The sequence below is a fragment of the Rarobacter faecitabidus genome, assembly GCF_006716265.1.
Lineage (GTDB): Bacteria > Actinomycetota > Actinomycetes > Actinomycetales > Cellulomonadaceae > Rarobacter > Rarobacter faecitabidus.
In genome coordinates, this window is record NZ_VFOS01000003.1 from 176,988 (window position 1) to 199,991 (window position 23,004).

The 23,004-nt window shown below is 66.3% G+C and carries 25 protein-coding genes; 9 read left to right on the forward strand and 16 right to left on the reverse strand.

What is annotated here, in order from left to right; translation table 11 throughout:
- Window positions 1-7: 7 nt before the first annotated feature.
- Together purQ and purS are read right to left on the reverse strand one after the other, a co-directional pair.
- Window positions 8-721, reverse strand: a complete 714-nt coding sequence (purQ, locus tag FB461_RS10005; RefSeq protein ID WP_142121673.1) for a phosphoribosylformylglycinamidine synthase subunit PurQ — start codon at window positions 719-721, stop codon at window positions 8-10.
- Window positions 718-975, reverse strand: a complete 258-nt coding sequence (purS, locus tag FB461_RS10010) for a phosphoribosylformylglycinamidine synthase subunit PurS (RefSeq protein ID WP_142121675.1) — start codon at window positions 973-975, stop codon at window positions 718-720. The genes purQ and purS overlap by 4 nt, the downstream gene beginning before the upstream one ends.
- A gap of 278 nt (window positions 976-1,253) precedes the next feature.
- Here purS and FB461_RS10015 point away from each other — a divergent pair, with 278 nt between their 5' ends.
- The 3 genes from FB461_RS10015 to FB461_RS10025 all read left to right on the forward strand — a co-directional run bounded on the left by FB461_RS10015 (window position 1,254) and on the right by FB461_RS10025 (window position 2,193).
- A complete protein-coding gene (locus FB461_RS10015) occupies window positions 1,254-1,460 on the forward strand; it encodes a hypothetical protein (protein WP_142121677.1) in 207 nt (68 codons plus the stop codon).
- Window positions 1,461-1,522: 62 nt separating this feature from the next.
- Window positions 1,523-1,750 (forward strand): type II toxin-antitoxin system Phd/YefM family antitoxin, encoded by a 228-nt coding sequence (locus tag FB461_RS10020; protein ID WP_246046196.1) that lies wholly within the window; start codon window positions 1,523-1,525, stop codon window positions 1,748-1,750.
- Window positions 1,747-2,193 carry a type II toxin-antitoxin system VapC family toxin gene (locus tag FB461_RS10025; protein WP_211349895.1) on the forward strand — a complete coding sequence of 149 codons (447 nt, stop codon included), beginning with the start codon at window positions 1,747-1,749 and terminating at the stop codon, window positions 2,191-2,193. Before FB461_RS10020 ends, FB461_RS10025 begins: the two co-directional genes overlap by 4 nt.
- A 284-nt stretch (window positions 2,194-2,477) precedes the next feature.
- On the opposite strand, the gene FB461_RS10030 is transcribed toward FB461_RS10025, so the two are convergent.
- Window positions 2,478-3,449, reverse strand: coding sequence for a phosphoribosylaminoimidazolesuccinocarboxamide synthase (locus tag FB461_RS10030; RefSeq protein ID WP_142121679.1), 972 nt, complete (start codon window positions 3,447-3,449; stop codon window positions 2,478-2,480).
- Between the two features lie 31 nt (window positions 3,450-3,480).
- Here FB461_RS10030 and FB461_RS10035 point away from each other — a divergent pair, with 31 nt between their 5' ends.
- Window positions 3,481-4,176 (forward strand): hypothetical protein, encoded by a 696-nt coding sequence (locus FB461_RS10035; RefSeq protein ID WP_142121681.1) that lies wholly within the window; start codon window positions 3,481-3,483, stop codon window positions 4,174-4,176.
- 76 nt (window positions 4,177-4,252) lie between these two features.
- On the opposite strand, the gene FB461_RS10040 is transcribed toward FB461_RS10035, so the two are convergent.
- The 6 genes from FB461_RS10040 to FB461_RS10065 all read right to left on the reverse strand — a co-directional run bounded on the left by FB461_RS10040 (window position 4,253) and on the right by FB461_RS10065 (window position 8,360).
- A complete protein-coding gene (locus tag FB461_RS10040) occupies window positions 4,253-4,684 on the reverse strand; it encodes a hypothetical protein (protein ID WP_142121683.1) in 432 nt (143 codons plus the stop codon).
- A 4-nt stretch (window positions 4,685-4,688) separates the two neighbouring features.
- A complete protein-coding gene (locus FB461_RS10045) occupies window positions 4,689-5,105 on the reverse strand; it encodes a VOC family protein (RefSeq protein ID WP_142121685.1) in 417 nt (138 codons plus the stop codon).
- Between the two features lie 5 nt (window positions 5,106-5,110).
- Complete coding sequence (locus FB461_RS10050; RefSeq protein WP_425466918.1) at window positions 5,111-5,491, reverse strand: helix-turn-helix transcriptional regulator; 381 nt, start codon at window positions 5,489-5,491, stop codon at window positions 5,111-5,113.
- Window positions 5,416-5,838, reverse strand: a complete 423-nt coding sequence (locus FB461_RS12525; protein WP_425466916.1) for a pentapeptide repeat-containing protein — start codon at window positions 5,836-5,838, stop codon at window positions 5,416-5,418. The genes FB461_RS10050 and FB461_RS12525 overlap by 76 nt, the downstream gene beginning before the upstream one ends.
- Before the next feature lie 66 nt (window positions 5,839-5,904).
- Window positions 5,905-7,173 carry a phosphoribosylamine--glycine ligase gene (gene purD / locus FB461_RS10060; protein ID WP_142121689.1) on the reverse strand — a complete coding sequence of 423 codons (1,269 nt, stop codon included), beginning with the start codon at window positions 7,171-7,173 and terminating at the stop codon, window positions 5,905-5,907.
- Window positions 7,174-7,199: 26 nt separating this feature from the next.
- A complete protein-coding gene (locus tag FB461_RS10065; protein ID WP_142121691.1) occupies window positions 7,200-8,360 on the reverse strand; it encodes an ROK family transcriptional regulator in 1,161 nt (386 codons plus the stop codon).
- 443 nt (window positions 8,361-8,803) lie between these two features.
- On the opposite strand from FB461_RS10065, the gene FB461_RS10070 reads away from it, so the two are divergent.
- Window positions 8,804-10,723 (forward strand): hypothetical protein, encoded by a 1,920-nt coding sequence (locus tag FB461_RS10070; protein WP_142121693.1) that lies wholly within the window; start codon window positions 8,804-8,806, stop codon window positions 10,721-10,723.
- A gap of 62 nt (window positions 10,724-10,785) precedes the next feature.
- Window positions 10,786-12,708, forward strand: a complete 1,923-nt coding sequence (locus FB461_RS10075) for an Ig-like domain repeat protein (protein WP_142121695.1) — start codon at window positions 10,786-10,788, stop codon at window positions 12,706-12,708.
- A gap of 61 nt (window positions 12,709-12,769) precedes the next feature.
- On the opposite strand, the gene FB461_RS10080 is transcribed toward FB461_RS10075, so the two are convergent.
- A complete protein-coding gene (locus FB461_RS10080; RefSeq protein WP_142121697.1) occupies window positions 12,770-14,053 on the reverse strand; it encodes an adenylosuccinate synthase in 1,284 nt (427 codons plus the stop codon).
- A 249-nt stretch (window positions 14,054-14,302) separates the two neighbouring features.
- Here FB461_RS10080 and FB461_RS10085 point away from each other — a divergent pair, with 249 nt between their 5' ends.
- Window positions 14,303-14,665 carry an STAS domain-containing protein gene (locus tag FB461_RS10085; RefSeq protein WP_142121699.1) on the forward strand — a complete coding sequence of 121 codons (363 nt, stop codon included), beginning with the start codon at window positions 14,303-14,305 and terminating at the stop codon, window positions 14,663-14,665.
- A 133-nt stretch (window positions 14,666-14,798) separates the two neighbouring features.
- Here the strand turns inward: FB461_RS10085 and FB461_RS10090 are convergent, their stop codons facing one another.
- Window positions 14,799-17,108: an ATP-binding SpoIIE family protein phosphatase gene (locus FB461_RS10090; protein ID WP_142121701.1), complete on the reverse strand. Its 2,310-nt coding sequence runs from the start codon at window positions 17,106-17,108 to the stop codon at window positions 14,799-14,801.
- A gap of 150 nt (window positions 17,109-17,258) precedes the next feature.
- Here FB461_RS10090 and FB461_RS10095 point away from each other — a divergent pair, with 150 nt between their 5' ends.
- Window positions 17,259-17,612 (forward strand): STAS domain-containing protein, encoded by a 354-nt coding sequence (locus FB461_RS10095; RefSeq protein WP_142121703.1) that lies wholly within the window; start codon window positions 17,259-17,261, stop codon window positions 17,610-17,612.
- A 308-nt stretch (window positions 17,613-17,920) separates the two neighbouring features.
- On the opposite strand, the gene fbaA is transcribed toward FB461_RS10095, so the two are convergent.
- Entirely contained in the window at window positions 17,921-18,940 is a 1,020-nt protein-coding gene (fbaA, locus tag FB461_RS10100) for a class II fructose-bisphosphate aldolase (protein ID WP_142121705.1), read from the reverse strand.
- A gap of 102 nt (window positions 18,941-19,042) precedes the next feature.
- The gene (locus FB461_RS10105) at window positions 19,043-19,639 is read right to left on the reverse strand and encodes a TrmH family RNA methyltransferase (RefSeq protein WP_342776127.1); all 597 of its coding nucleotides are present in this window, start codon (window positions 19,637-19,639) and stop codon (window positions 19,043-19,045) included.
- A 103-nt stretch (window positions 19,640-19,742) separates the two neighbouring features.
- On the opposite strand from FB461_RS10105, the gene FB461_RS10110 reads away from it, so the two are divergent.
- Window positions 19,743-20,516 carry an HAD-IIA family hydrolase gene (locus tag FB461_RS10110; RefSeq protein WP_211349902.1) on the forward strand — a complete coding sequence of 258 codons (774 nt, stop codon included), beginning with the start codon at window positions 19,743-19,745 and terminating at the stop codon, window positions 20,514-20,516.
- A 30-nt stretch (window positions 20,517-20,546) separates the two neighbouring features.
- Here FB461_RS10110 and FB461_RS10115 read toward each other — a convergent pair whose 3' ends face one another.
- The 3 genes from FB461_RS10115 to FB461_RS10125 form a co-directional block, all read right to left on the reverse strand.
- The gene (locus FB461_RS10115; RefSeq protein ID WP_142121709.1) at window positions 20,547-20,957 is read right to left on the reverse strand and encodes a type II toxin-antitoxin system VapC family toxin; all 411 of its coding nucleotides are present in this window, start codon (window positions 20,955-20,957) and stop codon (window positions 20,547-20,549) included.
- 122 nt (window positions 20,958-21,079) lie between these two features.
- Window positions 21,080-21,682 carry a hypothetical protein gene (locus tag FB461_RS10120; RefSeq protein ID WP_142121711.1) on the reverse strand — a complete coding sequence of 201 codons (603 nt, stop codon included), beginning with the start codon at window positions 21,680-21,682 and terminating at the stop codon, window positions 21,080-21,082.
- Window positions 21,679-22,953 (reverse strand): hypothetical protein, encoded by a 1,275-nt coding sequence (locus FB461_RS10125; protein WP_142121713.1) that lies wholly within the window; start codon window positions 22,951-22,953, stop codon window positions 21,679-21,681. Before FB461_RS10125 ends, FB461_RS10120 begins: the two co-directional genes overlap by 4 nt.
- Between the last annotated feature and the right edge of the window lie 51 nt (window positions 22,954-23,004).

Consider the following 23,004-nt stretch of genomic DNA (forward strand, 5'->3'; position numbering starts at 1 on the left):
CCGTCACTCAGGCGCTGACGAGGCTCGACAGCACGGAGGTGAAGAAACGCAGGCCGTCGGTTCCGGCGCGGACCCCGCCCGCGGCGGCCGGCCCGAAGCCGGGTTCGACTGCGTGTTCGGGGTGGGGCATGAGGCCAACCACGTTTCCGCGCTCGTTCGAGATCCCGGCGATCGCGTTGCGGGATCCGTTCGGGTTCTCGCCCGCGTAACGGAATACGACGCGCCCGGTCGCCTCAAGCTCGTCGAGCGTGCGCTGGTCGGCGACGAACTGGCCGTCCTGGTTCTTCAGCGGAACCGTGATGACCTCGCCCGACGCGTATTGGTTGGTCCAGGCGGTCGAGTTGTTCTCGACCACGAGCTGCTGCTCGCGGCAGATGAAGTGCAGGTGGTCATTCTTGACCATCGACCCCGGCAGTAGGTGCGACTCCGTAAGGATCTGGAAGCCGTTGCAGATTCCCAGCACCGGCAATCCGCCGTGCGCCGCGTCGATGACGGAGCGCATGACCGGCGCGAACCGGCTGATCGCGCCAGCGCGCAGGTAGTCGCCGTAGGAGAATCCGCCGGGGACAATCACCGCGTCAACAGCGTGCAGGTCCTCGTCCCCGTGCCACAGGCTGACGGCCTCGGCACCAGCGAGCCGGACGGCGCGAGCGGCGTCGCGGTCATCGAGCGTGCCCGGAAACGTGATGACCCCGATGCGGGCACCGGCCGCGTCGCTCACTTCTCGTCCTCGGCAACGGTGACCGCGACGACGTCCTCGATGATCGGGTTGGACAGGACCTGCTCAGCCGCGGACCGGGCGGCGGCGAGCACGTCCTCGGTGACCTCGCCCTCGATCTCGAGTTCGAACCGCTTGCCCTGGCGCACGGACGCGAACTGGGTGAAGCCGAGGCGCGGAAGGGCTCCTGCAACGGCCTTGCCTTGCGGGTCCAGGATCTCGGGCTTGGGCATGACATCGACGATTACTCGTGCCACTGAGGGGCTCCTTTGAGAATGTGCGCTTAAGCAATGTGCGAGAGGGCTTCGGTCCCATGTTACCGCCGCGGTGGCGGCGCTAGGGTCCAAGTAATGCGAGTGGTACCACAGCGATGCTTCGGACGGATTGGACAGCGAGCGATTGGAGGAGCGCGCGTGCAGCCGATCGCGGGTCCACGAGATGGTGCTGCATCGCGGTAGTCGGTCGCTACTCGGCAAACGGGCGGAATGCTGCTGGGCAAAACGGGCGGATAGGTCACCCAGGAGGTGCGGCCCTATTGACCGTGGACGGCCACCCACGCCAGCAGACGCACATCCTCTTCCTCGATCTCCGGCAGCGGCTTGATGGGCGCGGGCGCCTTCAACCTGCCAGGGTGCTGGATCTGCCGCCGTGGGGGATCGTGCTCGACCTATTCCACCCGCCCGCCGACGTGGTGATCGAGTACGTCGAACAGTTCAGGAACGCTGCGGTCGTCGAGGATTGACCCGTCCAGCCGCCCACTCCAATCCATCGGTATCACCGGTGATACCATGAGGTATGGCAACGGTGAGTGTGCGAGATCTGCGAAACCACGGCGGCGACATTCTGAATCAGGTGGCGCGTGGCGAATCCGTCACGGTGACGAGGGACGGCGCAGAGATCGCACGCCTCGAGCCGCTTCCACGGCGCAGCGCCTCACCCGCAGAACTCATCGCTCGCAGGCGTCATCTACCGAAAGTTGACCCGAGCGCGCTACGTCGGGACATCGATTCGATCCTGGACGCATCCTTGTGACCCGTGACGCCGCCTCGAAGCCGGGCGGATCTACCGCGCGCGGGCTGCTCGACACCTCGACCGTCATACTGCTCGGAGACTTGGTGGACCCGGACGCGTTACCCTCCGAATGCCTGGTCAGCGCCATAACCCTCGCCGAGTTGTCCGTCGGCCCGCTAGTGGCCACGACCGACGAGGAACGCTCCGCCCGCCAATTGCATCTCCAACTGGCCGAATCAGACTTCGAGGTGGTGCCGATTGGGGCATCGGCAGCGCGGGCCTTCGGTGCTGTCGCCGCGAACCTGAGATCCGCCGGCCGCAAGCCCGCAGCCAGAGCGTACGACGCGCTGATTGCCGCCTGCGCCATCAGCGAGGGGTTGCCGCTCTACACGTGCAATCCGGACGACTTCGCGGGCATCGCCATGCTGGACGTGCATGCCATAGCGAACCCACGGGATGCGTGATCCCGCGATCCACACCGAAGGATGCTCAACCAGTCACCCCACCCCCGGTTCGCTCAATCGGTGACCCAGCTCCCGGTTCGCCGTATGAAAATACAGTTCAAGGTGCGAAATATCAGCCAGTCAACGGCACTAACATGGGGCGAACCGAACTGAAGCGGGCTGGGAGGCTGTCGCGAAGGCGGGCCGCGGATCAGACCGGGCCGCGGATCAGACCGGGCAGCGACGGGGGAGGCACGCAGCGACTACCGAGGCGCGCTCGGACGGCCGGCGCCGCGCCGCGCGACCTACGCCAGCGCCGAACGGGTCAGCCGCTCGTAAGCCTCCAGGTAGCGGGTGCGTGTGCGCTCCACGACATCGGCGGGCAGCGATGGGGGCGGCACGTCGCCGGACTTGTCCCAGCCCGACTCGGCCGAGGTGAGCCAGTCGCGCACGAACTGCTTGTCGAAGCTCGGCTGCGCTCGCCCTGGCTCCCACTCATCGGCGGGCCAGAAGCGGGACGAGTCGGGCGTCAGCACCTCGTCCCCGAGCACGATGCCGCCCGTCGCCGGGTCGATGCCGAACTCCAGCTTGGTGTCGGCCAGAATGATTCCGCGCGAGCGCGCGATCTCCTCGGCCCTCTCGTACACCGCGATCGTCAGGTCCCGCAGCGCCGCGGCGGCCTCGTCCCCGACCCGCTCGGCGGCCTGGGCGAAGGTGATGTTCTCGTCGTGATCGCCGATCTCGGCCTTGGTGGCGGGCGTGAAGATCGGCGTCGGCAGCTTCGATCCGTCCGTGAGCCCGTCCGGCAGTTCAACGCCACACACCTGCCCCGGTAGCCCCGCGGCCTGGGCGGCACGGTACTCGGCCAGCCCCGATCCGGTGAGGTAGCCGCGGACCACGCACTCGATGGGGAACATGTCGAGCCGCTTGCAGATCATCGCGCGCCCGGCCACGGCGGGCGGCACCAGCCCATCGGCGGGCGACTGGCTGACCTCGGTCGACACGACGTGGTTGTCGACGATGTCCGCGATCTGCGCGAACCACCACAGGCTCAGCGACGTAAGCACCCTGCCCTTGTCGGCAATCGCCGGATCGAGCGCGTGGTCGTACGCACTGATGCGGTCCGAGGCCACGACGAGCACGACGTCCCCGAGCGGATGCGCGCCGCCCAGAGCGTCCAGATCGGGGACGAACAGGTCGCGAACCTTCCCCGAATACGTGTGCTTCCAGCCGGCCATCGGTGTCTCATTCCAGGTCACCCCTCTAGTGTGGTGCATCGAGAGGCATTTGCGATAAACGAGGAGCCAGATGGATCAGCCGGAACACGACGCGCCAACCGGCGCGGCGGGCACCGAGCCAGACGAGTGGGAAGAACTCGCCGACGAGTTGTCGGGCAACGACCGGCCGGGTCATCGCTCGCTCTGGATCGCCATCGCCGGACTCGTCGTCATCGTCGGCGTCGCCCTCGTTCTATGGCAGCCGTGGAGCCCGCGGGATTCCGGCGGCGGACGAGCGACAAAGAACTCGTCCTCCCCCGCCAGCGAAAGCCCGGCGGATCCGCTCGCCGGCCCCGGCGGCCCGCTGGGGCTCATGGCCGACCCCTGGCCCGCCGAGGCATTGACCGCCCTCAAGACGGAGCAGGGCGTCACGACCCTCTCGCGGATACTGCTCACCGCCGACCAGATCCAGGCGACCGGGGCCGACGCGACGGGCGCCTGGCAGGACTTCGTCTACGTCGAGGACAGCGCGCTCCCGCTCGGCGATCCGCTCATTCCCCCCAGGCAGGAGGACGAGTTCTCCCTCGCCGACGTGGACGCTAACGCCATAGGGAAGGCCGCGACTTCGACCGTCGCTGGCGCGAAATCGGGCATCGACGTGACGCAGGTGATCGTCGAGCGGGATGCCCTGGCGGACGGCGCCCCCATCGTCATCGAGGTCTATTGGAAGGCAGGCGATGACCTGCAGGTGAGCAGGTTCGACGCGACCGGAACACCACTGGGGTAACGCCGCGCGCTGGCGAGCCGCCTAACTCCACTTGCCGCCGCGCGTCCGCGCGGGATGCACCACCTACCGTCGCGCGCTACCCGGCGGCCTTGCGCACGGCGTCGCGCAGGCGCTGCTCCACCTCGTCGGTCACTGCCACGACGGCGAACGAGGTCGCCCACATGTCGCCGTCGTCGAGCGACGCCGTGTCCTGGAAGCCGACGGTCCCGTACCTGGAGTCGAACTTCGAGGCCGGTTGGAAGAACACGACGACGTTGCCGTCCCGGGCGTACGACGGGAACCCGTACCAGGTCTTCGGGTTCAGGTGCGGCGCCTCCTCGGACACGATGCGGTGCAGCAGCGCGGCGACCGCCTGATCCGTCCCGCTGAGGGCGTCGATGGCCTCGACGCAGGCGTCCAACTCCTTGGCGAGTTTCGCCGCGCCCTTCAGGCCCTTGGAGGTGCGCAGTTCTTCCGCGCGCTGCCTCATGGCGGCGCGTTCCTGAGCGCTGAATCCGGTGCTCGACATGATTTCAAACCTTCCTGGTCTGCTGTACCCGGATCAGGTTGCCGGCTGGATCGCGTAGCGCCCCGTCCCTGACCCCGTAGTCCTGGTCGGCCGGTTCCTGGACGATGCTCGCCCCCGCGGCCTCGAATGCGGCGAACGCCCCATCTACATCGTCCGTGGCGAGGTTGATCCCGAAGTACGAGCCCTTCGCGATCAGTGCGCGCAGGAAGTCGCGTTCCTCATCCGAGATGTCGTGGCCGACCCCGGGCGGATGGAGCACGATCGCCGTGTCGGGCTGCCCGGGCGGGCCGACCGTGATCCACCGCATGTCGCCGAAGCCGACATCGAGCCTGACCTCGAAGCCGAGCACGTCGCGGTAGAAGGCCAGCGATGCCTCGGGGTCGAGGTGGGGAAGGAAGCTGGATTGGATGGAGATGTTCATAGGCCTCACCCTATGGCCGTTCCGTCGTGCGGCGCTTCTCGATTCCTGATCGGTTTCGTCACCTGCTTGACGATGCAGGGAAGCATCCCGGGCCGCACGGACGCGCCCTGCTCCCGGTAGGTGCTGGGCGACACTCCGACCAGTTCAGTGAATCGCGTGCTGAACGTGCCAAGCGACTGATAGCCCACCGCGAAGCACACCTCGGTGACCGTCAGGTCGCGGCGGCGCAGCAGTGCCATCGACCGCTCGATCCGCCGGGTCATCAGGTACTGGTACGGCGATTCCCCATAGACGCGCTTGAACTGCCTCGTCAGGTGCCCTGCAGACATGTGCACGTGCGCGGCCAGCGAATCGACGTCGAGCGGTTCCGCGAAGTAACGATCCATCCGGTCGCGCACCTGCCGCAGGAGGGCGATCGTGTCGAGGTCCGGCAGTTTAGGCATACCACCGATTCTGGCATTCGCATTGGACGAGTAGTCCGCGCCCTGCGTAGCGGCGGCGTGCGTAGCGGCGGCCCGCGTAGCGACGACCCGCGTAGCGACGCCCCGCGTAGCGACGCCCCGCGTAGCCGCGCCCCGCGTAGCGGCGCCCTGCTACGGGGAGGATCCCTCGCGAAGGCGCGCAGGGCGAAGACTCTCGCGTAGGCGCGTAGGCGCGTAGAGCGAGGTTGCCGGCTCTCGCATAGGCGCGCCGGGGACGGACTCTCGCGGACGCGCGCCGAAACCGCGGCCACGCCTGGGCCGTGCGCGGGCGATGCCGCCCGGATCGAAGGACGGTCGACTCGGTGTCGACCCGGCCGCTATGCCTGGGCTGCGCGCAGGGCGATATCGCTGCGGTGGTGGGATCCGGGCAGGGAGATCTCGTCCACTCCGCGATACGCGGCCGCGCGAGCCGCACCGAGGTCGGCGCCCACGCCAACGACGCTCAGGACGCGACCGCCGGACGAAACGAGCGAGCCATCCGCGGTGAGCTTGGTGCCGGCGTGCAGCACGTGAACTCCCGGCAGTTCGCCCGCCGCCGCCAGGCCAGTGATCGGGTCGCCGGAACGAACGTCCGCCGGATAACCATGCGCCGCCACGACCACAGTCACCGCGGCCTCATCCCGCCACTGCAGCGGCGGCAGCTCGCTCAGCGAGCGCGTGGCGGAGGCGAGCAGAAGCGACGAGAGCGGGGTGCGCAGGCGCGCGAGCACGACCTGCGTTTCGGGGTCTCCGAAGCGCGCGTTGAACTCGACCACGCGCACGCCGCGGCTCGTCAGGGCGAGCCCGACATAGAGCACGCCGGAGAAGGGGGTGCCGCGATCGGCCATCGCCCGGACGGTGGGCTTGGCAATGCGCTCGAGCACCTCGTCCGTCAGATCGGCGGGTGCCCAGGGAAGCGGGCTGTACGCGCCCATGCCACCGGTGTTGGGGCCCTCGTCCTCGTCATAGGCGCGCTTAAAGTCCTGCGCGGGGGCAAGCGGCACTACGTCCGTGCCATCGCAGATGCAGAAAAGCGACACCTCGGGGCCGTCGAGGTACTCCTCGATGACGACCTTGCCATCGTCGCCGCGCGCGTCGAGCGCCGCCTGGGCGTGGGCCAATGCGGCGTCGCGGTCATTCGTGACGACGACGCCCTTACCCGCGGCCAGGCCGTCGTCCTTGACGACGTACGGAGCGCCGAACGCATCGAGCGCCGCCGCCACCTCATCGATCGTGGTGCAGACATGGGCGAGCGCGGTGGGAACGCCCGCGAGCGCCATGATCTCCTTGGCAAACGACTTCGATCCCTCCAACTGCGCCGCCTGTGCGCTCGGACCGAATACCGGCACCCCGGCCGCCTCGACGGCATCGGCTACGCCGGCGACGAGCGGCGCCTCGGGGCCAATCACGACCAGATCGGGGTTCAGCGCGGCGACGAGGTCGGTCACCGCCTCGGGGTCGTCGGCCTTGATCGCGTGCAACGTCGCGATCTGCCCAATTCCCGGGTTGCCAGGCGCCGCGTGGAGCTCATGGCCGGCGGGCTCCGCAGCGAGTGAGTGGGTAATCGCGTGTTCACGGGCACCGGAGCCCAAGACGAGGATCTTCACGGCAACAGAGTCTATCGGTAAACGCCCTAGCGCCTGCTGGCCGCGTTGTCCACGGCCTGCATGACGGCTCCGACCAGTTCGGAACGCGTACCAAGCCCGGCGACCACCACCTCGATGGTGTTCGCGATCGACGGCTCGGCGTAGCGGCGGATGGCCTCCTCGACCGCTGCGCGCAGCACAGAACTCGTCGCGCCGAACTGCCCGCCCAGGATGATCGCCCCCGGGTCGAGCGTCGTGGAAAGATCCGCGAGTACGCGGCCCAGCGTCCAGCCCGCGTCCGTGACAATCCGCCGCGCGGTGGGGTCGATCTCATCGCCCGAGATCACTGCGGTGAAATCGCTTGTCGAGCGATGCGAGAACTGCAATTGCCGCCGCACGGCGTCGAGCGAGGCCAGCGATTCCAGGCAGCCGCGCCGTCCGCAGCGGCACTGCTCGGAACTGCCCGCTATCTGCACGTGGCCGATTTCCCCGGCGAAGCCGGCCGAGCCCTCGTAGACGTTTCCTGCCAGGATCAGGCCCGCCCCGATACCCGACGACACCTTCACATACAGCGAGTCGGGCCGGTTCGTGGCCGCGCCCCGGCGAAGCTCCCCGAACGCGCCGACGCTGACGTCATGCGTGGCCGTCACCGGCACCCCGAAAGCGTTGGAGATCGTCGCGGCTGGCGGCTCAAGCGCCCACAACGACTTGCGGATCGGGGCCCGCATCGTGCCAGTTGCCCTGTCCAGCGGGACGGGCACACCGGCCGCGATGCTCACTACTGGCCGATCGCCCGAGTGCTCCGCGACGAGTTCCTGGTACCCGGCCACCGCGAGCCCCACGACGCCGTGGACGTTCATCTCCGGATCCAGCGGCGTCTCAATTTCGGCGACTATGTCCCCGGCGAGATCGGCGAGCGCGACGGCGACATGACTGTGGCCGAAGTCGAGCCCCGCCACGAGCGACGCGGGGGATTTGAAGTAGATGGTCGCGGACGGACGCCCGCGCTTGCCTCGACCAGTCCGGTCAAGCCGGACCTCCACCTCCCCGGCCTCCACGAGTGCCGTAACGAGGTGCGCCACCCCGCCGCGCGAGAGTCCGAGTTCCCCCATGAGGTCGGCGCGCGAGCAACCACCAGTGCGCCGGATGTATTCGAGCGCCGCTGCACGGCTGCGCTGACGGATCGCAATAACGTCGCCCGATGACACGAATCAGCCTCCCTGACCAGGTCTTTTGTTCCTCGTAACACGATCATGCATGACACTGACTCGTCCAGCACAGTCTATCCACGGGTTGACCTGCAATGTCCGGGCAATCTGGGGGCAACCCCAGACTTTTATGCACATTAGTCCAAAACCTGGGTTCCGGTATCCAAATCGCGAGCGGGCGCGTAATGTCCGCATTGGGGCAATAAGTGCGCACTCGTCCAGGCTTGGGAGAGCTTGCCCACAGCGCGGCACATGCAGGTCACCTGCCATCCGCGTGAGCGCAACGACCAATGGAGTCCACATGATCAGCCGACGGTTCGTGCGATGCCGCCCCGCGTTGCCGGTGATGGCAATTGCGGCGAAGGCCACAAGCACCGCCCCCACCGACCTAGACCAAGGCCGAGCCAACCCAACTACAGGCCACAGCAGACCCTGGAGTCACGATGAAACTCACTAACGGCGCCCGTCCCCGCACCATCGCGCTCGGGCTCGTCCTCACGCTCGCGGCGGCGTTGACACTAGCCGCGCCAGCAGGGGCCACCCCTGGCACGGGCCAGACTAAGACCATCTCCGGCGTGCTGCGAAACATCGACGGCACCCCCGCCGCAGGTGCGCCCATCACCTACGACAACCACGTGTGCGGCACGCGAGCCAGCATCTCGGGGACCGCCGACGACTCTGCCAGTGTCCTCACCTCGGCGACGGGGACATTCTCGTTCCCGGCATATGCGGGTCAGTGCTATAGCATCACGTCTGCCGAACCACTGCTGGCCGGGGGCAAGGCGCTGATCGCCACGTCATACGCCGCGGGCACGTCTGGGCTGGCGTTCACGAAACTGGACTCAATCACGGCCAACATCAAGGTGACCGGCGTCGGTGCCGGCGCCACCGTTGTCGTTGTGATCCGTGTCGAGGGGCCCTACGGCGACACGTGGTATCCCCTCGGAAGCACGACGACGGATGCCTCGGGCAGCGTTAGCGCGGGCCTGATGAAGGGAATCCGGTACGCCGTGGTGTTGAGCAGTATCGATGACTACTACAGCCAGTTCATCGGTACCGGCCTGATGCCGCCATCATTCAATGGCGGGCCTGGTAGTTTCACTGCCCCCTCGACGGGTGCGTCATTCACCCAAACGGTTACGCCACGGAAGTCAACGCCTGTCACCGTGTCATTGACGGGGTTCGACGTGGGCGCGACCGTGTCGGGCAACTCGTTCTCGGCACCCGCCTACAGCGCGTCCGTAACCTCGGTGACGCCGAACTCCGTCACGCTTCGCGGGCTGCCGCCGGGCCCGACCCAGGTGGTTGCCAGCGGACAATTCGTTGGCAACCCGGTATTCGGCGCATCCCCCATCATCCAGGTCGGCGACAACAGCGCGTCGCCACGCGGGGCAGCCATCTCGGGTAGCGCACTGGCAGACGATCTGTCCGGAAACATCATCCTCACAACGACGGGTGACCGCCGAATTGGAGGGAAAGTGACTGCCCACGCGACTCTGATCGGCGCGGCCGCACAGCTCCAGGACCTACCCGGCACGAAGGTGACGTACAGCTGGTTCGGCATGAATATCCTCCTCGGAGGGCTAGGGCTTTCGCCGCTGGGCTCGGGACAGACGCTCACGATTCCTGCGGAACTAGCCCAGTTCAACGCGCTCATCGTCGTCGCACACGTGGAATCCCCGGGGCAGCGCGGCAGGACGCAGTTGGGTTACGCCTGGATCAGTCCACTCGTCGGCGCATCGGCGCCGACCGACGTCATTGCTCAGGGGGTCGTCACCAATCTGGGCGCGGGATTCCCTCCCGTCCCGCAGGTGGCGCCCCGGATTGCCGGATCCGCGGTGGCGGGCAAGACGCTCACTGCCGCACCGGGGGCGTGGACCGACAGCCCGAGTGCGTTCACGTATAGGTGGCTGCGCGGCGCCAGCCCCATCGCCGGCGCCACCGGCAAAACTTACAAGGCTTCCGCCGCTGACGTCGGTAAGGCGATCAGCGTACAGGTCACGCCCGTCAAGGCTGGCCACGCCATCGTCGCATTCACGTCGGCGCCGACCGGGAAGGTCGCCAAGGCGGCCGCGTCGGTCAGCGCGAAACTGGCGAAGAAGTCCGTCAAGACCGGCAAGAAGGCGATCATCACCGTCAAGATCACCGCCGCGGGCCTCAAGCCCGGCGGCAAGGTGACCGTGAAATTCGGCAAGAAGAAGGTCACCAAGAAACTGGGCAAGAAGGGCACGGTCAAGATCACCTCGCCCAAACTCAAGAAGGGCAAGGTCAAGGTCGCCATCAGCTACGCCGGCGACAAGGCCACCAAGGCAGCCAAACTCGCCGCCAAGAAGGCCAAGAAACTCACCATCACCGTGAAGTAACACACCAGGGAGGGCCTCGGAGTACCCGAACCCTCCGCACATCACCACACCATGGAGCTGACATGAATATCTCTCACCGCGTTCGCGCGGGCGCCGTCACCGTCGGGGCGATCCTCGCCCTGGCCGCGACGATGGTCGCGACGCCGGCGCAAGCCACCCCCGGAACGGGCCAGACTCGTTCCATCTCGGGCGTCCTGAAGAACTTCGACGGGACTCCGGCATCCGGGGCGACGCTCAACTACGACAACGTCCTGTGCGACGGGTCGGACGACATCGACGGTGCCGCAGACGACTCATCCACCGTCGTGACGAGCGCCACCGGCACGTTCTCCTTCTTGGCGTACGCCACCCAGTGCTACTCCGTGGGCACCTCCACCGGGCTCTGGATCAATGGCACGCTGAGCGAGGGAGTAGTCGCGCCCGCCGGTACCAGTAACCTGAACCTCAAGTTGGCCAGCCCCATCGACCTCAACCTGACGCTCACTGGTGTGGGTGCGGGAGCGAATGTTGCGCTGCTCCACGTACTCGTTTACAACGGCCTGACGCTGTGGGCACCGGTTGACAGTGGCACCACGGATGCCGCGGGCAAGGTCACACTGAGCGGTTACAAGGGCTCTCGCTACGCGGTGCGGATCGGCCGCACTGGGGACATCTTCACGCAGTACATTGGCTCGCCCTCGAGCGATCCGAAGCTCTCCGGCGGCCCGGGGACGTACACGTCCCCCTCGACCGGCGCGTCCTTCAATCAAACGCTGACTCCGAGCAAGTCGAGCCCCGTCAATCTGTCGCTGACGGGTGTCGATGCCGGGGCAAACGTGTCTGTCATCAACTGGAACTCGTTCCCGATCTCGGGCGGCACCATAAGCGAGACCACTGCGACCGCCGGGTCCATCACCCTGCGTGGTGTGAACCCGGGCAGAAACTACATCACCGTCCGCGGCAGCCTTGGCGCCGCGCATGTCTACGGTGAAGCGGTCAACGTGAACGTCACGACCAATCCGGCGGCGCCCGTGAACGTCTCGATCAACGCGACCCCGTCCGATGCGTCCCTCTCCTCAGGGAGCAACGCGATCACCACAGTCAGCGGCTCCACGCGAATCGGTTCCCAGCTCAAGGCCGCGACGACCCTGACGGGGCCCGCGGCGCAATTCGCCGGGCTGCCGTCGACATCCGTGCAGCACTACTGGCTGAGCGGACAGTACGGATTGACCGGAGGAAGCCTGCGCCTGCGAGGCGAGGGACCGACGCTGACGGTACCGGCCGATCTCGCGGACGACCAACTGCTCGTGGTGATGACCATCATCAAGATCCCCGGCTACGATTCCCTGTCCACGCTCGGCATCGCCTGGATCTCACCGCAGCTCGCGCCACTCCTTGGATCAACCGTGCTGCCCGCGACGGACATTGCGCCCGGGAACACGCCATTCCCCACGACGATTCCCGCCGTGACGGGAACGGCCGTGGCGGGCAAGACGCTGACGGCCGCGCCGGGCACATGGTCCGAATCGCCCGCTGGATTCACCTACCGGTGGAGCCGCAATGGCAAGCCGATCGCTGGCGCCACCGCCAGGGCCTACAAGCTGTCGGCGGCGGACGTCGGCGCGCGAATCGCCGTGACCGTAACCCCGGTCAAGCCCGGCCACAAGATTCTCGGCATCACCTCGGCCCCGACCGGGAAGGTCGCCAAGGCGGCCGCCTCGGTGAGCGCGAAGGTGGCCAAGAAGTCCGTGAAGAAGGGCAAGAAGGCGACCATCACCGTCAAGGTCACCGCCGCGGGCCTCAAGCCCAGCGGCAAGGTGACCGTGAAATTCGGCAAGAAGAAGGTCACCAAGAAACTGGGCAAGAAGGGCACGGTCAAGATCACCTCGCCCAAACTCAAGAAGGGCAAGGTCAAGGTCACCGTCAGCTACGCCGGCGACAAGGCCACCAAGGCAGCCAAACTCGCCGCCAAGAAGGCCAAGAAACTCACAATCACCGTGAAGTAACGCAACGTGCGGGAGGGGTCCGAGGCATTCGCCTCGGACCCCTCCCGCATTTTCAGTACCGCTACACGAGGTCGAACCTCTGCAGCGTCGCTTCGCGACCCGGGCCCACCCCGATGGACGAGATACGCGTGCCGGACAGTTCCTCGAGCGCCAGGACGTACTCCTGCGCGGTCAATGGCAGTTCCTCAAACGTGCGCGCGCTGGAGATGTCCTCGCTCCAGCCGGGGAACATCTCGTAGATCGGACGGGCGTGGTGGAACGCCGTCTGGTCCGTCGGCAGTTCCTCGGTGCGCACGCCATCGACGTCGTACGCGACGCACACGGGAATCTGCTCGATTCCCGATAGCACATCCAGCTTGGTCAGGACGAGATCCGTGAGGCCGTTGATGCGGCTCGCGTAGCGAGCGATGACCGAGTCGTACCAGCCGCAGCGCCGCGGTCGGCCCGTCGTCGTGCCGAACTCACCGCCCACATCGCGCAAGCGGTCCCCCCACTCGTCGAACAACTCGGTGGGGAAGGGGCCTTCGCCGACGCGCGTCGTGTACGCCTTGACGATTCCGACCACCCGGTCGATGCGCGTCGGTCCCACACCCGAACCAGTCGATGCGCCGCCAGCGGTGGCGGATGACGAGGTCACGAACGGGTAGGTGCCGTGATCGATGTCGAGCATGGTCGCCTGCCCGGCCTCGAAGAGGACGGTCTTTCCGTCGTCGAGCGCGTTGTTGAGTTCGACCGACACGTCCGCGACCATCGGGCGCAGTCGCTCCGCGCAGCGGAGCAACTCGTCCACAACCTCGTCCACGCTGACCGCGCGCCGGTTGTAGACCTTGACGAGGAGCTGATTCTTCTGCTCCAGCGATCCCTCGATCTTGGCGCGCAGGATCTTCTCGTCGAACAGGTCCCACATGCGAATGCCGACGCGGTTGATCTTGTCCGCGTAGGCGGGGCCGATGCCGCGGCCCGTGGTGCCGATGCGGCGCTTGCCCAGGAAGCGCTCGGTCACTTTGTCGAGGGTGCGGTGGTAGGAGGCAATCACGTGCGCCGAACCCGAGATCAGCAGTCGCGACGTGTCCACGCCGCGCGCGGAGATGCCATCGAGCTCCTCGAAGAGAACGTCGAGGTCCACCACGACGCCGTTGCCGATCACCGGAACTACGCCCGGCGACAGGATGCCCGAGGGCAGCAGGTGCAGCGCGTACTTCTCGCCGTCGATCACCACCGTGTGCCCGGCGTTGTTTCCGCCGTTGAACTTAACGACGTAGTCGACCTGCGAGCCGAGCTGATCAGTCGCCTTGCCCTTGCCCTCGTCGCCCCACTGTGCACCCACGACCACAATCGCCGGCATATTTGAATCCCACCTTCGCTGCCGTTGGCGTCACGGTGATTCGCCGGGGCCGGCGACCGGGTCGAGTGACAGCGCCTCGTATCCTGGGACAGTCTACCGAGCCGGGGCGCGATCGGGCGATAAACGTTCACTTGTTAACCGCGCCCCCTGCCCGACCGGCGTCAGCGATCGATGCGTTTACATCGAATTCAAAGGGGAAATCCCTCCCTTCGGCGCGCAACGTTTCGGACAACCGGTTAAAGTCATTCCATGCTTGAGATCGCCACGTCGCCCACGACAGCGACACTGGTCATTTCTGGCGATCTCGATTTATCGATGCGGGAGCGTTTCCCCGAGGTGGCCGCGCGAGTCGTGGGCCTGCGTCGCTCCCTGCTCATCATCGACATGTGCCGGGTGCCGTTCATCGACTCGACCGGCGCCGCTTTCCTGATCTCCTTGGCCGATGCCTCGGTCAAGCGCGGCGCGCAGACCCTACTGCGCGGATGCTCCGACCGGCACCTGTTCGTGCTCGAGGTCTGCGGTGCGCTCGATCTGTTCCGCATCGATCGCGACTTCGTGTGCCCCACGGTCAGCGTCGACGCGCCCCTGAACGTCGTCCCGGAAGCCGGCTGACCGGGCTGACGACGCTCGCGCCCACAGACGGGTCGGACACGCATCTGAGCGGGCGGTGGAGGCAACTGCCGGTGGGGGTTCACCTCGCGCGATGCCCGCAGAGTTCTAGCGCGCATCGCAGTTTGATCGGGCGTCAGAGTTCCGCCCAGACGATCTTTCCGTGCTCCGTCGGCTCGTAACCCCACTGCGCGAGCCGATCGACGATACGCATCCCGAATCCCCCCGAACGATTCGCGTGGCCCGCCGTCAGCACCGGCGGGGACGGGTTGGCGTCCTCCACTTCGATCCGAACCTTGTCGCCGATCACCAGCGCGCGCAGGCTCAAATGACCCCAGCCGTGGATCACGGCGTTGGCAACGAGTTCCGAGGTGACGAGTTCCGCATTCGCCCCGTTGCCCAGGCCCCACTGCTCACACGCCTGCACCACAGCGTGCCGAGCGCGGGCGATCGAGGCGGATTCGGGCGGCAACGACCATCGGCGGATACGCGGCGCCAGACCGCCCTCGTTACCGCCCGCATTGGGGTCCGGAATGCGCACGATCACGAGCGCGACATCGTCCTCCCCCGCACCGCCGAGGATGCCGAGAAGCTCCTCGCCGATGCCGGCCGCATCCAGTCCCTTGGTCTGCAGCAGCCGCGCCTTGAGCCCTTCCAGCGCGTCCGACAGCGCGGTCTGGCGGCGCTCGATCAGGCCGTCCGTATACAGGACGAGCACATCGCCTGGGCCGAGGATCCGCGAGTGCGATTCGTGGTTGGCCCTGCCGTAGCCGAGCAGCAGTCCGCCCTTCTCGTCGAGGGCGGTGACCTCGTCCCCGTGCATCCACAGCGGCGGAAGGTGCCCGGCGCGGGCGTATTCGAGCTTCCACCCCTGGCGCAGTCGCGTGAGCGTGCCGTAGACGGCGCTGGCGGAACGCGGTAGGCGCATCTCATCGGCGAGGTGATCCGCCCGGCTCAGCACCACTGCGGGGTCACGCAACTCGAACGCGTACGCCCTGATGACGGAACGAAGCTGGCCCATGGTGGCCGCCGCCTCGATGTCGTGGCCGACCACGTCACCGATCACGAAGCCAGCCGTGTGCTCGGCGAGCGAGAGCACGTCGAACCAGTCGCCGCCGACCTGGGCGTGCGAGGAGGCGGGGGCGTAGTAACTCCACACGTCGAGCCCGGCGATGTCGACCTGCTCGGGCAGCATCGCGCGTTGCAGCGCCTCGGCAACGGCGTGCTCGCGCCGGTGCAATTGAGTGTTCTCGATCGCCATGCCGACACGGCGGACAACGAGGTCGAGGACTGTCACGCCATCGAGCATGACCCCCCACGAGGTGGTTCGCTTGATGCGCGCCGACATGCCGAAGACGGTGGTCTCCTCGGAGACGGTCGGCATTGCCGCGGCGAGAACTCCGAGCGGGCCGCGACGACCCGGCAGCGGATAGAGGACCACATCGCCGAAGTCCCGCCCCTGCGCCGCCAGTCGCGCTCGAAGGTCGCGTGCGAAGTCGCGCGAGGCGGTGTGCGGCAGGTACGCGCCGTCGACGAGGAAGTCGGTGGGCCCGGTGACCTTGCCGCGCATGATCGCGGCTACCGGATCCTGCACCTCAGTGATCTCCGGCCCTTCGATGACTGTCGTGCCCATGCCGGGGGTTTCCGAGTCGCCCAGCGCGTCGATCCCCGAGCCGGTTCGTAGCGCGCGGTCGCGCGCCGGTTCGCCGCCCGCCCCCGTGAGCGACTCGGAGTACCGCAATCGGCACTCGTCCGGGAGGTAGAACCCGAACCAGCCCCCCATGGCCGTCGCGATCACCTTGGAGATGTCGGCGAGAACCTGTGGGCGTTCGAGGTCGATCAGGAAGTTTGAGACCTCGGCGATCAGGGCGAGGCCGCGACGCTCCTGGCGCTCGGCGATGACCTCGTCGGACGGCGCCGGATGCGCGACGTCCGGGCGATCCACCTCAATGAGTTGCAGCCACCACAGTTCGCCCGCCCTGACGGTGCGGCCGCGCAGCGGCGTCAGGCTCAGGTGCCAGGCACGCTCGTTCTCGATTCCGAACGAGTCCACCTGCGTCCAGCGGAGCTCGGTGTTAATCGCGACGCCGTCAAGGAGCGCCCTTTCCACCTCCCACGGTCCGGACAGGAAGGTGCACTCGCCGGTCACGTCGCGCAGCGTCGATCCGAGAATCTGATCGACTGTCTTGTCCGTGTCAAGGAGCAGCGCGCTGTTCGCCCAGACCAACGTGAGACTGCCGCACTCAGGGGGAAGATTGTCGGCGGTGGGCTCGGCCTTGGACGCGGAAGATCGACGGCGGTATTCGAGCAGGGCGACAGGCGTCGCCAGGTTCTCCAGCCCGGCGATCAGGACTCGTTCGAGTCCGTGCCGCAGTTCCGACGCCGAGTACTGCGCCGCGGGCTCGCCCGCGGCATTCGGCTCGCGTCCTGGATCTGTAGAGGTCACGCGCTCACGCCCGTCAGATGGGAGCGGAACCTCGAAATGCGGACGCGACACGACATGTTCGCATAGTCTCACGCCTGGCCCTTCCCGACCAGCCCGTAGGACAAAGGGGACGATGCCCTTTTAAGTCTCGCGCGAATGATGGATCATAGGTTGAGCAACTCCGAAGGGAATTCCATGAACAATGTCCTTACAGACTTAGGCGCCAATCCTGGCGCTCTGCACATCATCGTGCAGAGCGACGAGGTACGGGTGCTCCTGACTGGGGAGATCGACGCCGGACTTGCCGGAGAGTTCACTGCGGCGATTGAGACGATTCGCCGCGAATCCCTTCCGGTCACGCTGGACACCCGCCATGTCACCTTCATGGATTCGTTCGGGGTCGCTTTCGTCTCGCAGATCGCCATGGCCGGCCCTGGTCCGACCCGCGTCATCCACGCACCGCCAACCGTGAAGTTCCTGCTAGAGGTCACGAACACCTCCGAACTGGTCGAGGTCGTCGAGTAGTTCGGCGCGCTGGCGCGGCCGCAATCCGCGGCTACCCCTAGCGCTCCAAACCTCAAACTCGCGTTCGCGGTGTGAAAGTGCAGTTCGCGGTGTGAAATACATGTCGGTGAACGGCAATTTCATACGCCGAACCGGGACATGTCTCTCACCACAGGGCTGTCAACGGGCTATCAAACGCGAGGAAGGCCCTCACCGCCAAAGCGGTGAGGGCCTTCCTCGCTATCTAGCCGTCCTCAGGCCGAGTTACACAGCGGTCAGCCGCGCCGTCCCCGCCATCCCTGGTCGGTGAGGCGGGCGCCTCGTCCAACTCAGAGCTTGTTGCCAGCCGAACCGAGCTGCTGCGCGGCCTCGACGAGGCGGGCGGCGAGGCCACCCTCAGCCAGCTTGCCCCAGGCGCGCGGGTCGTATGCCTTCTTGTTTCCGACCTCGCCGTCGATCTTGAGGACGCCGTCGTAGTTCTTGAAGAAGTGGTCGGCCACCGGGCGCGAGTACGCGTACTGCGTGTCGGTGTCGATGTTCATCTTGATGACGCCATTGGCGACCGCCTCAGCGATCTCCTCGGCCGTCGAGCCCGAGCCGCCGTGGAACACGAGGTCGAACGGGTTCTCCTTGCCGGTGACCTTGGCGACGCCGTCCTGGATCTCGCGGAGGAGTTCCGGGCGCAACTTGACCGCACCAGGCTTGTACACGCCGTGCACGTTGCCGAAGGTGAGGGCGGTGAGGTAGCGGCCCTTTTCGCCGGTACCGAGCGCCTCGACCGTCTTCAGGCCGTCCTCGACCGTGGTGTACAGCTTGTCATTGATCTCGGCGGTGTGACCGTCTTCCTCGCCACCGACGACGCCGATCTCGATCTCAAGAATGGTGCGCGCCTGGACCGAGAGCTCCAGGAGCTCCTGCGCGATCTGCAGGTTGCGCTCGATCGGGACGGTCGAGCCATCGAACATGTGCGACTGGAAGGTCGGGTTCTTGCCGGCCTTGACTTCCTCGATCTCGAGTGCGAGCAGCGGGCGAACCCACGACTCGAGGTTGGCCTCGGTGCAGTGGTCCGTGTGCAGGGCAACGGTGATGGGGTAGTTCTTGGCCACCTCGGCTGCGTATGCGGCCAGCGCGCGGCTACCGGCAATACGGTCCTTGATGGTCGGGCCGGAGGCGTATTCAGCGCCACCGACGGAAACCTGGATGATGCCGTCCGACTCGGCCTCCGCGAAGCCCTGCAGTGCAGCGTTCAGCGTCTGCGAAGACGTGACGTTGACAGCGGGGTACGCGAACTTGCCCTTGCGGGCTCGCTCGATCAGCTCGTTGTAAACCTCGGGGGTTGCAATTGCCATCTGTGGCGCTCCTGTAGAGATGTGTTGATCAACGGATCACCATCAATTGTCGCAGATTATCGAGCGGCGCGAGATGGGCCGTTCGACCCCGCCGCCGTGCGGCTAGGCAGACGCGAACGAACGCCAGTGGAACATGGCGATCGCGGCGGCCGCACCTGCGTTGATGGACCGCGTCGATCCATGCTGGGTGATGTGCCGGATGGTCGATGAGGCGGCGCGGGCCTCCCCGCTCAGTCCGGACGATTCCTCGCCGAACACCAATAGCGCGCGCGCTGGCGGCTGCCAGCCCTCCATCGGCTCCGAGCCGGGAACGTTATCGATCCCGACTACGGTCAATCCGGCCTCGGCCGCATATCCGGCCAGCGCCGCGACATCATCGTGATGCTGCACGTGCAGATACCGATCGGTCACCATGGCACCGCGCCGGTTCCATCGGCGGCGGCCCACGATGTGCACGCGGCGAACGCCGAAGGCATTGGCCGTGCGGACCACGGAGCCGATGTTGAAATCGTGACCCCAGTTCTCGATCGCGATCTGCAGCTCCCGCCCGGTCGACTCGCGAAGAGCGGCGGAGCGCTCGTCCAATTCCCCGACGATGGCGTCGACGGTCCACCCGCGGAATTCGTCCACGACGTTGCGCGTGTCCCCGTGCTCGACGAGTTCGGGATCCAACCGCGGGTCGGTCTCAGGTCCAGGCATGGCCACCATCGTGCCACGAGGACGCATCGCGAAGTTCACCAGCGCGTCGGCAACCGCGAGTACGCTGGTGACGGACATCGACCTCGGCGCAAAGGGAACGGCAGTGACGCACACCATCAACTCGTGGCTCACCGACATGGACGGCGTGCTCGTCCACGAGAACAAGGCCCTGCCCGGTGCCGCGGAATTCATCGCGACCCTGCGCGAGAAGGAGCGTCGCTTCCTGGTCCTGACGAACAACTCGATCTTCACCCCGCGCGACCTCGCGGCACGGCTCGCCGCCTCGGGCATCGAGGTTCCGGAGGAGTCGATCTGGACCTCCGCGCTCGCCACCGCCCGCTTCCTCGCCACGCAGGCACCGCGCGGTAGCGCATACGTGATCGGCGAGGCGGGCCTGACCACGGCGCTGTACGAGGCCGGGTACATCATGACCGAGTCGAGGCCCGACTTCGTGGTGCTGGGCGAGACGCGGACCTACTCGTTCGAGGCCATTACCAAAGCGATCCGCGCCATCCACGGCGGCGCGCGGTTCATCGCGACCAACCCGGACGTCACCGGCCCCAGCCCCGAGGGTCCGCTGCCGGCAACCGGCGCGGTGGCCGCGATGATCACGGCAGCAACCGGCCGCAAGCCCTACTTCGTGGGCAAGCCGAACCCGATGATGTTCCGCTCGGCCCTCAACCGCATCGACGCGCACTCCGAATCGACGGCCATGATCGGCGACCGCATGGACACCGACGTGGTCGCCGGCATCGAGGCCGGGCTGCGCACGTTCCTGGTGCTGACGGGTTCCACCAAGGAATCGGACATCGAGAAGTACCCGTTCCGCCCCAGCCAGGTCTACCCGTCGATCGAGTCGCTGATCGACCTGATCTGAGCAGAGCGCCGGGCTACGGCGGGGCCCGTGTCAAGCCGAGAATGGGTTGAGCGTCCTCAGGCCCGTACGTGCCACGTCAGGAGTATTTCGGGTCACGAGCGTCCACCCTCGTACCAGCGCAGTTGCCGCGATCAGCCCGTCGAGCGCAGGTAAACGATCAGGAACACTCAACTCAGCCCAACGGTGCACCACATCGTGGTCAATCGTCACAGTGCGATCGCGGAGCCGTGACTGGATTTCATCGATCCAGCGCCCGAGGCTATGTGCTGCAGCGCCATCACGACCGGCCAATAGCAACTGCCCGCGACGTAGTTCGCCGACGACAAGCACGGACGTGTATAGCGCCTCATCGCGTTGCGCGGCAAGCCACCGCGTGCCACCAACATAGGGGCTTGGTTTGCGAGTCTCCGACAGCACGTTGGTCTCGAGTGGGAAGTTCACTCGAACGCAACTTCCCTCGTCAGCGAGCGGTCCCGCGCGAACGAATCGTCCAGATCGTCGTTTGCCTCCACTGTCGGTCCACTCAACAGCAATGGCCAGTGAGATTCGTGAATGGGGCGGCCCTACTGGACCCGCGGCAGCCAACCCAGGTTGCGCGGGTTCGCCACGCCGATGACGAGGGCTGCCGCGGCCACGCAGGCCGGCACCACGATATCGAGCGCCTGATCGACGGGCACGAGGAGCAGCATGTACGGCGAAAAAGCGCTGTCGCTTGGACCCCACACGATCGCGGCGAGGTACAACACGGCGCCGGGGAGCCACGCATACGTAGCACCGTACAGAGATCCCACGGCAAGCGCCAGACCGGCAATCCACAGAACGTTGCGGGTCAAGGTCGCAGCAGTCGCCACATCCGAGAGGGATGCGATCACGACGACGACAAGAATGGCGAGCAGGGTCGCCGTTGCCAGTGAGACCGCCCGGCTCGCAATCAGCCGACGATTGCGAGCGATGACCGCCACCGGCCACGCATCGTTCAGGATGCCGAACGCGAACCCTACGAGCACCGGCACGAACGTAACGACTGGCACAACGGGTTGGAGCATGATCGGACCGAGCCGGTCAATCATGCCGTCGGGCACCGCTATCCCGACCGCCGCGGCCGCGATGAAGAGGGGCAGCGTTCGCCGCAATCCCGTCGCCGCGAGGATGAGACGGAACGTCATTGTCCAGCGGACTCAACTGTGAAGTAGGGGTAGTTGCACGTGCGGAACGCCTCAACCAGGTCGGCGACCTCCTCGGGGCTGAGGGACTTTATACCCACAAGCCCTGCCATCTCTGCCTCGGACGGATCTACGAGGTGGAGCCAGGTTCCGATCAACGAGTAGAGGTCATCCGCGTAACGCTGTGACGGCGGAATGTCGGTTTGCAGTTGCGCGCAATGGCCCGGTTCCAGAACACCCAGCGCAATCTCCCACAACGTTGGGGTTTCGCCAGCCAACCCTTCTGGCGACACGATGAACTCCCCGACGCTCGGGTCCTGCGCGCGCGGGTGGTATGTCTGACTCGCTTCAACGACCTGCGTGGGCAAGAACGCGGGATACCCCTTGTCCATTGCCGCTGTCGCCAGAACCCAGAATTGTTCGGTATATGCGCTCGCCACCCGGCGATGCTCCGGGTAGAAGCAGGTGGGTATGGTGGCAGCCGCCCCGCAGGTGGTCGGGCGCTCGTCGGACGGGCTCAGGCGTTCGGCCGGGGCCACAAGGACAATCACCATCACGGCCACCAGGATGCCCGCAATACCACCGGCGTCCGCGAGTCGAAGCGCGCGCCGCGGGCCACGCTTCGTTAGCCTTGTCATGGACAAAGCGACCGTCAGCAAGGCGAGCATAGCTGTTTGCGCTAGGAGGGTGGTCGTGTTGTAGATGTAGCCGACGCGAGGCACAGTGGCGCCACCGTAGTCGAATGGCGACAGGTAGGTATCCGAATAGCCGAACGTAAACATGACCACCGCACCGGCAAGCACAGCCAGGATCCCCCCGAATACGCTACCGCCCAGGCGACCGGCCAGGGATCCCAAACTGACCATCACGATGAGAACCAGTGATTGGTTCAACGCGACGAGCAGAGCGTTGACGGGCAGGGAACTGGGGTGGGACACAAGGACCGCGACAAGCAACGTGAACACCTGCAATGCCGTAACGGCCAGCCCGTATGCCGATACCAGCGCGATGTGCGGAGTTCGGCTGATCCGGTTACCTTCAAGGTAGGACACGTTGCCCAGGAGTCGCGCCGCATCAACCGCGGCAATCCCCGCGACCAAGGGCGCGATGAGAGTAAGCGCCACACCCAGCCAGTCGAGTGTCCAGATGATGTCTCCGCGCCATGGCGCTCCGCGTTGCAGTGCCACGATGAGGGAGACACCCAGTTGGATGGGGATCAACCAGAGGATCAATCCGTAGCGCACAAAGTAGGCCACCAATTGGCGGTAGTTCATGAGGATTCTGCTCGCTTCCACAGTTGTTCCGTCCAGTGGCCGCGGTGGGGC